Annotated in this window: 6 protein-coding genes and 2 pseudogenes; 3 read left to right on the plus strand and 5 right to left on the minus strand. The window is 70.1% G+C overall.

The window, feature by feature from the left end:
• Positions 1-169: 169 nt before the first annotated feature.
• On the minus strand, positions 170-1,051 hold the full coding sequence (locus BLW63_RS18675; RefSeq protein ID WP_091159561.1) for a sigma-70 family RNA polymerase sigma factor: 882 nt from the start codon (positions 1,049-1,051) through the stop codon (positions 170-172).
• 83 nt (positions 1,052-1,134) lie between these two features.
• Here BLW63_RS18675 and BLW63_RS18680 point away from each other — a divergent pair, with 83 nt between their 5' ends.
• Positions 1,135-1,563: a DUF6223 family protein gene (locus tag BLW63_RS18680; RefSeq protein ID WP_170856852.1), complete on the plus strand. Its 429-nt coding sequence runs from the start codon at positions 1,135-1,137 to the stop codon at positions 1,561-1,563.
• A 282-nt stretch (positions 1,564-1,845) separates the two neighbouring features.
• On the opposite strand, the gene BLW63_RS18685 is transcribed toward BLW63_RS18680, so the two are convergent.
• The 3 genes and pseudogenes from BLW63_RS18685 to BLW63_RS18695 all read right to left on the minus strand — a co-directional run.
• On the minus strand, positions 1,846-2,289 hold the full coding sequence (locus tag BLW63_RS18685) for a VOC family protein (protein WP_091159624.1): 444 nt from the start codon (positions 2,287-2,289) through the stop codon (positions 1,846-1,848).
• Positions 2,290-2,789: 500 nt separating this feature from the next.
• A pseudogene (locus BLW63_RS18690) lies at positions 2,790-3,950 on the minus strand (IS3 family transposase).
• A gap of 61 nt (positions 3,951-4,011) precedes the next feature.
• Positions 4,012-4,223, minus strand: a pseudogene (locus BLW63_RS18695) (transposase); the annotation flags it as partial.
• Positions 4,224-4,545: 322 nt separating this feature from the next.
• Between BLW63_RS18695 and BLW63_RS18700 the strand changes: the two are divergent.
• Together BLW63_RS18700 and BLW63_RS18705 are read left to right on the plus strand one after the other, a co-directional pair.
• Positions 4,546-5,274, plus strand: a complete 729-nt coding sequence (locus tag BLW63_RS18700; RefSeq protein WP_091159563.1) for a GAF and ANTAR domain-containing protein — start codon at positions 4,546-4,548, stop codon at positions 5,272-5,274.
• A gap of 447 nt (positions 5,275-5,721) precedes the next feature.
• Positions 5,722-6,318 carry a GNAT family N-acetyltransferase gene (locus BLW63_RS18705; RefSeq protein WP_091159564.1) on the plus strand — a complete coding sequence of 199 codons (597 nt, stop codon included), beginning with the start codon at positions 5,722-5,724 and terminating at the stop codon, positions 6,316-6,318.
• Between the two features lie 133 nt (positions 6,319-6,451).
• Here BLW63_RS18705 and BLW63_RS18710 read toward each other — a convergent pair whose 3' ends face one another.
• The gene (locus BLW63_RS18710; RefSeq protein WP_091159627.1) at positions 6,452-6,943 is read right to left on the minus strand and encodes an SRPBCC family protein; all 492 of its coding nucleotides are present in this window, start codon (positions 6,941-6,943) and stop codon (positions 6,452-6,454) included.
• Positions 6,944-7,363 lie beyond the last annotated feature (420 nt).

Here is a 7,363-nt window from a genome sequence, read left to right on the forward strand (position 1 = left end):
GGCGATGCGGCAGCAGCCCGACGACGCCGAGGGACTGAACGCGGGGCGGCGCCGAGCGCTGACCAGCGTGACGACGGTGCCGACACCGTGAGTCAGCCCCTGGCCACTACCGCGTGATTCAGTGGAGTACCCACTACGCCCCGTCGGGGCCGCACACGGGTGCCACGAATCAGTCCTCGAGGAGCACCACGTCGAGCGCGTCGAGGACGAGGGGGTCGAAGACGACGTCCACGGCGGTGATCCGGCCGCCGGAAACGACAAACTCCAGCGCCCCGCGCAGCCGTCCACCGAGCAGAAACACCGCCCCGGGGGCTCCGTCGAGCAGCGCTGCTCGTGTGGCCCGCGCCTTGCCCAGGAAGGCGCGGGCGATCGCCTGGTCGCCGCTGAGCCGCTGCAGCCCACCAAGATCGGGAACGGCGGCGTCTGCGCGCAGCACGACATCCGGGTCCAGCACGGCCAGTAGCCCCGCGAAGTCGCCCCCGCGTGCGGCGGCCAAGAACGCCTGCACCACCTCCTGGCGGCGCCGGGCGTCCGTGGGGTCGGCGGCGCCCGCCGGCACACCCTGCACCCGGCGCCGGGCGCGGCTTGCCAGTTGTCGCGCCGCGGCCGGACTGCGGTCGAGGACGGCCGCGACCTCGTCGAAGGGGACGGCGAACAGGTCGTGCAACACGAAGGCGAGCCGCTCCGGCGGCGTCAGGGTGTCCAGCACGACGAGCAGTGCCAGGCCGACAGAGTCGGCCAGCTCCGCCTCGTGCTCCGGCTCGGGCCCACCCTCGAGGTTCGGCGCGTGCAGGTCCAGTGGCTCCTCGCGGCGAGCCCTCCGGCGGCGCAGCACGTCCAGGCACACCCGACCGACGACCGTGGTCAACCACCCACCAAGGTTGGCCACGTCGGTGGACCCGTGGCGCTGCAGGCGCAGCCACGCCTCCTGCACGGCGTCGTCGGCCTCCTCCGCCGAGCCGAGCATCCGGTGCGCGACCGCCCGCAGGTGCGCGCGATGCGCCTCGAACTGCTCGGCCAGCGGCTGCGGTCCTGCCGCTTCCTCGTCCATCGGTCACATCCTCCCGTCGACGCCCGTCACTGCAGTGACGGCGCCGACCCCGGCGACGTGACGAGCAGCAGAGGAGATGCACCATGTCCGTCACTCACCTGATCGCCTCAGCAATCTCCGCCACGCTCGCACTCCTGGGGTCTGCCGCGCCGGCAGCCGCGCATGTCGTGGTCCAGTCGACCGGCGCTGGTGTCGGCGCCTTCACCCCTGGGCGTTCCTGGTCCGTGGTGGCCGTGTTGCTGGGGCTGACCGGCGCGATCGTCGGAGGGCTGGCCCTGGCCCGTTCCCCTGGTCGTCCCGGCACCCGCAGCGGGAGGGGCGGCGTGGTGGCCCTGGTGACGGGGCTGGCCGGGGCGGGCGTCGGCGGACTGGTCGTGGCCGCCGCCGACGGAGGCCCTGGCACTGGCTCCGGGATCGTCGGAGGCCTCCTGGCCCTGGCGGTCGGGCTCACCGCCGCCGTCCTCGGCGGACTGGTCCTCACCCGGTCCCGCCGCGCTGGCCGCATCGGCTGACCGGCTGACCACTCGCCAGCAGTGAGGAGCAACACGTCGGGTCTGCGTGAGGACCACCTCCCGGCTGGGCGGCGCGGCCGGCTCGGCTCGTTCGTCCCACTCCTGAGCCCGTCCCACAGAGGGAACGGTGAGCGGGACGGTCGAACACGTCGCAGCGTGAGCGGATACTCGCTGCGGAGGTGCTCCGATAACGCGCGATCCGTACGCGCGGCCGGCCACGGCCTTCGACGACCGGCCGCCGCGCTTGTACGACCGCACGGGTCGGCTTCGACGACGGCGGCGTCAGCCGATCCGCTCGGCCAGGGACACGATGATCCCCTCCGGTCCGCGCACGTAGGCCATGCGCCAAATGTCTTCGTACTGACCGATGCCGCCGACCAGGCCGTAGCCGTCCGCAGCCAGCTGGTCGACCGCCGCCTGCAGGTCGCCCACTTCGAAGGCCACGTTGCGCAGCCCCAATTCGTTGGCCATCGCGGCGGGCGATCCCGGCTCGTGGTCGGGCCGGACGAAGCTCGACAGCTCCAGCCGGGTACCTCCCTCGGGCGGCCGCAGCATGACTATCTCGGTGCGGGAGTCGGGGATGCCGATGACGGTGTCCAGGAAATTACCCTCGACGAACATCCGCGTGCCCTCGACCTCGAGACCCAGCCCGACGAAGAACGCCGTCACCGCGTCGAGGTCCGCGACCGTGATGCCGACATGGTCGAACCGTCGGATCTGTGACATGGGGTGCATCCTCCGGTGCTCGTCTCATCGGTCCAGCCCTGGGACGGAACCGACGGCGGATCCTCGACATACGGGCGACTGCAGTGAGCGACCAAGATGGCGATGCAGATGCTGCATCCCTCGCGGGCGTCGATGTTGTCCCCTGCGAAAGTGACGTCGTAGTGACGAGGCATTCGACGGTAGCCCGTGATGATCACCGTTCGCCGCCAGCGGCTGCGGCCGTCGCCGGTGACCGACGCACCGGAGCGCCGGCGTCGGCCTGCCGTGTGGAGGTACGCCATGGCGGCGCTGTTGATCGGCTATGCCCGCGTCTCGACTGACTGTGAGCCTGGTCGGGTCAGTGCATCGGTGATGAGCTGACCGTCGGCAGTAGTGGGTGTGACCCTTCGTCTGACTGGCTTCGTGCCTTCCGCCCGACTTGTCCGCCTGCTGCTGCCGGCACCGGCCCGGCCGGAGACGTTGGGACTGCTGCAGCTCCGGTTGACGGCGGTTAGGACTGATCATGCCGCAACGGCGGCGTCTTGATCTGTGAAGGCGAGTTCGTGCTCGACCGGGGTGAGCTTGCCGAGGGCGCGTTGGCGCCGGCGGCGGTTGTAGGTGTGTTCGGTCCAGAACACGACCGCCTGGTGGAGTTGGTCGCGGGTGCGCCAGCGGCGGCGGTCCAGGACGTTCTTCTGCATTAGTGCGTGCCAGGACTCCATGGCGGCGTTGTCGCCGGCCGCGGAGACCCGGCCCATCGAGCCCTGCAGCCCGGCGGCGGCCAGCACGGCCCGGAAGGATCTTGCCCGGAACTGGGATCCGCGGTCGCTGTGCACCACCACCACACCGGCCGGACAGCGCCTGGCCACCGCCGTGCGCAGGGCGGTGACGGCCAGCTGGGCGGTCATCCGCTCGTCGAGGGCGTAGCCGACGATGCGGTTGCTGAACAGGTCCTTGATCGCGCAGCAGTAGAGCTTGCCCTCGGCGGTGGGGTGCTCGGTGATGTCGGTGACCCAGACCTGGTCGGGGCGCTGCGCGGTGAAGTTCCGCTGCACGTGGTCCTCGTGCACCGCCGGGCCAGGCGTCTTGCCCGCGCCTCGCCGCCCCGCGCGCACCGTGGTCGACCACAGCTGCTGCTGCGAGCACAGCCGCCAGATCCGCCGCTCGCCCGCGAGGTGCCCGGCACGCTCGACCTCGTCGGCCAGGAACCGGTAGCCGAACTCCGGGTCCTCGGCGTGCGCGTCGATGAGCGCGTTGGTGAGGTAGGCGTCCTCGAGGTCGCGCCGGCTCACCGGAGCTGACAGCCAGGCGTAGTAGGCCTGGGCGAGTGGTCCAGCACCCCGCAGGTCAGCCGCACCGGGATGCCCTCGGCGGCCAGGTCACGGACCAGCGGGTAGCTCATTTGGGAGGGAGCCGGCGGCGAAGTAGGCCGCGGCTCGGCGCAGGATCTCGTTCTCCATCTCCAGCCGCCGATTCTCGCGGCGCAGCTGCACGAGCTCGTTCTGCTCGCTGCTGGTCTGCCCGTCGACGACACCGTCATCGACGTCGGCTTGGCGCACCCAGCGGCGCACCGACTCGACCGAGATGTCGAAGTCGGCAGCGACCTCGGCCTGGCTCAGATCACCGCGGCGAGCGACCCGGACGACGTCACGCTTGAACTCCGGCGGGAACTTCTTGGGCACAGCGACATCCTCTCCGCGGGACAAGGTCCCGCAGAACGAGTGTCAACTGAAGGCGCAGCAGTCCCAAGCCCAGCTCGATCGGCAGCTTGGTCCAGCCGATGCCGATGGAAAACACGAAGGCGATGCCCTCCAGCACGTCTCGGTCGGAGACCCGGGGCCAGCCGGTGCGGCCATGCACCGCCGAGGCTGCGGCGGGATCAACGGCTCGACCAGCGCCCACAGCTCGTCACTGATCAACCGTGGCGGGGAAGACACCGACGACGTGCGCGGCACCCTGCGCCGACCCGGTGTCGCCCGCCAGGGCCCAACTACCTACTTCTGCAACGTCTTGTTGGAGACGCCAGACCGTGTCCCGTCAGGCCGTTCCTGTCACCACTGAGACTCCGGGCCCCGGGTCCTTCAAGGCCGACCTTCTTCCCCCCGTCGCCGGGGGCCGCGCGGGGACTCTCGATGCGCGTAGGGTTCGGTCAGGCGTCAGGGATGGCCCGGCGCCGATCGTGCGTCACACAACGGCGTACTCCGCTTGCACGGACCTCACGTCGGGGTCCGCGGCCGAGGTCACCCGCCCCCGGTACGAGACGACCGGAGGCCAGCCGTGGCCAGCAACGAGAACCCGCAGCCCGGGAACGCCGCCGAGGCACTGGAGCGCCTAGGCCGGTTGGCCCTGCGTGAGCTGTCGATGGAGAGCCTGCTGCAGCAGGTGGCCGAGCTGAGCAAGACGGTGATGCCCGGCAACCCCGAGACGTCGGTGCTTCTGCTGGTCAAGGACAAGCCCACCACGGTGGTGTCCACCGGACAGTTGGCCACCGACCTCGACGAGCGGCAGTACGAACGCGGCCACGGCCCCTGCCTGCACGCCGCCCGCACCGGTGAGCTGACCGAGATCGCCGACACCCGCACCGAGACCCGGTGGCCCGACTACACGCCCAGGGCGGCCGAGCGCGGCAACCTCAGCTCGCTGTCCATCCCTCTGGCGATCGACGAGGACGAGCAGATCTCCGGAGCGCTGAACATCTACGCCCGTGAGGCCGATGCGTTCGACGCGGACACCCGGGCGGCGGGCACCGGATTCGCCCCGTACGCCGCGATCGCCGTCGCCAACATGCACGCGTACCAGAGCGCCCGGAACATGGCCGACAACCTGCAGGTCGCACTGGAGACCCGGGCGGTCATCGACCAGGCCAAAGGCATTCTGATGGAGCGCTACAAGCTGACCGCCGACGAGGCGTTCCAAGTGCTCTCCCGGGCGTCGATGAACAGCAACAGAAAGGTTCGCGACATCGCCGACGAGCTGGTCCACACCGGCCGATTCCCCATCCAGTGAGCCCGCCCGGCGCTGGGGCCGACCCGGGCCCCGGCCCGGCACCTACAGAGTCGCCCCGGATCCGGAACCCGCGGAGACTCACGAGCAGCCGCAGCCGCTTCCGCGGGAGCTGTCGCGGTCAGGCCCCGCTGCTCCAAACCTGCGGGCGGCGGGGCCGCCCCTCCTGTTCCTGAGGCCGCCCTCTGTCCCAGAGCGGCCCACTTAGGTGGGCCGCTCTGGGCGACTCGCTTCCCGGCTGATTTACCCCGACCCGCACCCCTGTCCCGCAAGGCGAACCCGCAACGGCGACGTTCGAGCTCCGTCGGCGGCCGGAACCACCGTGTCCCGCAGGGGGATCCCTCATCGGCACACCTGCTGCGGGCTGGGTCGGCCGAAGCACATCGGAGCGCAGGTCGCCGAGAGCCGTTTTCACACCTGTGGCCCTCGCACCCACGTACGGTCTGGACCGTGTCCGAGTACGAGGTCCAGCAGGTTGACGCGGACCAGTTCGATCTCGTGCGGCGGTTGTTCAGCGCGGAGCGGGCGACCAGGCACTGCTGGTGCGTGGCGTTCTGTTCCACCAGTCGGCAGTTCGCACGTGGGTGGTACGGGGGCGGGAACCGACGGCGCTTCGAGGAGCTGGCCCGCGGCGCGCAGGCCCCGATGGGGGTGCTGGCCACGCTCGACGGTGAGCCCGTCGGCTGGTGCGCCTGCGGCCCACGGACGCGTTATCTCATCGCGATCGCTGGTCGCAGCGGCCTGCTGGCGCAACGTCCTCGGAGCGAAGACCAGCAGGTCTGGCTGGTTGCCTGCATGATCGTCCGACCGGATCACCGGGGCTCCGGCGTCGTGGGCCCTCTCGTGCGGGGAGCGGTCTCGCTCGCTCGGGGGAACGGCGCCTCAGCCATCGAAGCGTGGCCGCTTGCCGTCGGTGTCCGGCGTTCGGGGGATCTGCACGTGGGTCGCGAGGGCGCATTCGCCCGCTTCGGCTTCACGTGCATCCAACGACCGAACGCCGAGCGAGCGATCATGCGACTGGACCTTTCCGGGGAGAGCATGCCGTAGCGGGATCGCTCACCAGGAACCCGAACGTGGGAACGCAAGTGCCCGATGATGATCACGCCCCGAGATCCCGTGACCGGGCGCTCCAAGCAGCGGCCGATCGCCGTCGGAGATTCTCGTTGCTGTTTGCGGCAGATCAGTTCCTCCCTTCGCGGACATCCTTCCCCTGTTCGGCGAACGCCTTGAAATCCTGCATGTGCTGCTGCGACTGCTTGTGGAAGGATCCGGGCATTAGAAGCCCCACCAGCCGCATCAGCAGGCTGCTGAACCGGTATTCGCTCTCGCTTTCCCAGAGCGTCGTGTCCGGGTTGGCTTCGGTCAGCCGATCGCGCTGGACGCTCCACATGCCCGCGCCGACAATCTCGCGGTCGAAGTGAACGACGCTCTCTATCGGGATCCCGTGCAGGTCTGCCGGATCCCGGCGTGTGACCGTTTCGGTCAACTCGATCTTCCGCTGCCCCGACTGCATCACGACCCGCGACTTGGTACCGAGCTGCCCGTGTATCCCGTTCACCGGCTCGTGCAGCACCAGGCCCCGCAGCCACTTCGGTATGTGTGCCGGGTCGGCGAGCAGCTGGGCCACCTTCTCCCGCGGCAGGGCGATCTCGATCGAGTTGGTGTACTTCATGGCGCGCATTCCTCCTCTGACCGACGTCGACAGACACCGGCTCGTGTCCACCTGGCATCGAGTGAACGCAGTACGGCTCGTGGCGCTTGCTGTCGCGTCCGCGACGTTGCCCCGCCTCGCGCCACGCGGTCTCTGATGCCGGCACTCGGCGCCCGATAACGAGCAGGCTCTCGCGAACCCGCGCCCTTCCAATAGCGGATCCCTCTTCGACACGGCCGTGGTCGGTCTCAAGTCGGCCAGGACCTGCGCCGCAGGCTGTTGCGGACGGCACGCAGATCTGCGGGGTCCGCTGGTACGCACGCGCTCGGCGCCTCGTCGGTCACCTTGGTCCGCACGGTCAGGGCATGCTGGCGCGATGGAGGCGGCGCTCGAGGTGAGGACAGGGGATGACCGGGAGGTGGCGCTGCTGGTCGCCGCGCA

Origin of the sequence: Geodermatophilus africanus, assembly GCF_900107105.1 — a bacterium.
GTDB lineage: Bacteria > Actinomycetota > Actinomycetes > Mycobacteriales > Geodermatophilaceae > Geodermatophilus > Geodermatophilus africanus.